Below are 1,817 nucleotides of genomic sequence, written 5' to 3'. Positions count from 1 at the left end.
CTGAACAAACTCGACATGCTCGACGAAGAAGAAGCCCAAGCACGCACCGCCTCCTTCCTCGAAGCCATCGGCTGGGACTACCCGAAACCAGACGACCGCTTCCAATTCGACATGAAAACCCCGCGCCTCTTCCAAATCAGCGCTCTGACCCACCAAGGTACGCAGGAATTGGTGCACCAAATCAACCAATACCTGACCGAGAAAAAACGCATCGAAGCCGAGAAAGCAGAAGCGGAGCAGGCAGCCGCAAATGTCGAAATTATCGAACAGCAGCCTAAAACAGATACTGGCGTGTTTAAGCCAGAGTAAGAAGGATGGTTTCAGACAGACCTTTGACATTAATCAGAATGTCCGAAATTTCACCTATTAGATTTCAACAAAAGGAAGCGTTATTATGGAACTCGAGCTAGTTTCTTCTAAAGAAGAAATTCTCGCTAATTTAATCCGGTTTTCAAATTATCAATTCAGCAAAAATAACTCCCATCGTAATTATTATAAAGACACTCTAAAGAGAGGGAAGATTTTTGTCTTCGCTGATTATGGAGGCAGATACATTTTCTGTCCTAGTAGATTTGTTGGATATAAAAACTGTACCATTCAAAAACACCAAAAAGCCACCAATAAAAACGGTTCTAAAACCACACCCAAAATTAATAGTTTATTGAAAAAGCAACACGATAAAAATGAAAATGCGGAAAATGAATACCAAAAACTTTGCAGAGAACTCAATATTGCTCCTAACGATAAAAAGAGAACATTCTGGGAAATAGATCTCTTGGAGAACATCAATTCCTCTTATACTGGGTTCCCTGATGAAGTAAATCATCAATCAGAATACCAAGAAGGCAGCGTACAACAAGTAATGGTTAATCGATATGAAAGAGATCCTAAAGCAAGGGAAGCATGCTTAAAAAAATATGGTTATAACTGCTCTGTATGTAACTTTAATTTTGAAGATTTCTATGGAGAAATAGGGAAAAATTTCATTCATGTACATCATTTGACACCTGTTTCCAATAATGGTGAACGTTACACAAACCCTGAAAAAGATTTACGCCCTGTATGTCCAAATTGCCATGCTATGTTACATAAAACCAATCGGCCACAACGTATAGAAGATCTCAAACTTCTTATTAAAATGCAGAAAATCATTGATTCATAAACTTTAAGCAAAACACCATGACCACCATCTACAACACCCTTACCCGCCAAAAAGAACCCTTTACCCCCATCGACCCTAAAAACGTGCGCATGTACGTTTGCGGTATGACCGTTTACGACTATTGCCACTTAGGCCATGCCCGTGTGATGGTCGTGTTCGACATGATTGCCCGTTGGTTGCGCGAGTGCGGTTATCCGCTCACTTATGTGCGTAATATCACCGACATCGACGACAAAATCATCGCCCGTGCGGCTGAAAACGGCGAAACCATCGGCGAGCTAACCGCGCGTTTCATTCAGGCCATGCATGAAGATGCCGATGCTTTGGGTGTGTTGCGTCCGGATATTGAGCCGAAGGCAACGGAAAACATTCCGCAAATGATTTCCATGATTGAAACCCTGATTCAAAACGGCAAGGCATATCCTGCCGCAAACGGCGACGTTTACTACGCCGTGCGCGAGTTTTCCGCTTACGGACAATTGTCGGGCAAATCGTTGGACGACCTGCGTGCAGGCGAACGCGTGGAAGTGGACGGTTTCAAACGTGATCCGCTTGATTTTGTGTTGTGGAAAGCGGCTAAAGCAGGCGAACCTGCATGGGAAAGCCCTTGGGGTAACGGCCGTCCGGGTTGGCATATTGAATGCTCTGCCATGAG

The 1,817-nt window shown here is 43.7% G+C and carries 2 protein-coding genes and 1 pseudogene; all 3 read left to right on the top strand.

The features are described from left to right. Positions 1–309: pseudogene (locus ACTHS3_RS12235) on the top strand (GTPase ObgE); the annotation flags it as partial. A gap of 85 nt (positions 310–394) precedes the next feature. After that, positions 395–1,162 carry an HNH endonuclease gene (locus tag ACTHS3_RS12230; protein ID WP_004519062.1) on the top strand — a complete coding sequence of 256 codons (768 nt, stop codon included), beginning with the start codon at positions 395–397 and terminating at the stop codon, positions 1,160–1,162. A 17-nt stretch (positions 1,163–1,179) separates the two neighbouring features. Further along, the coding region (locus ACTHS3_RS12225; RefSeq protein ID WP_440368060.1) for a class I tRNA ligase family protein at positions 1,180–1,817 on the top strand (638 nt) is incomplete at its 3' end.

The sequence above is a fragment of the Neisseria sp. P0009.S007 genome, from assembly GCF_051962515.1.
The sequence above is the reverse complement of the archived record's forward strand: the minus strand, read 5'-3'. Positions and strand labels throughout refer to the sequence as shown.

Coding starts and splice junctions, on each gene's coding strand:
- ACTHS3_RS12230 (WP_004519062.1), top strand. CDS start 395: ATGGAACTCGAGCTAGTTTCTTCTAAAGAAGAAATTCTCGCTAATTTA.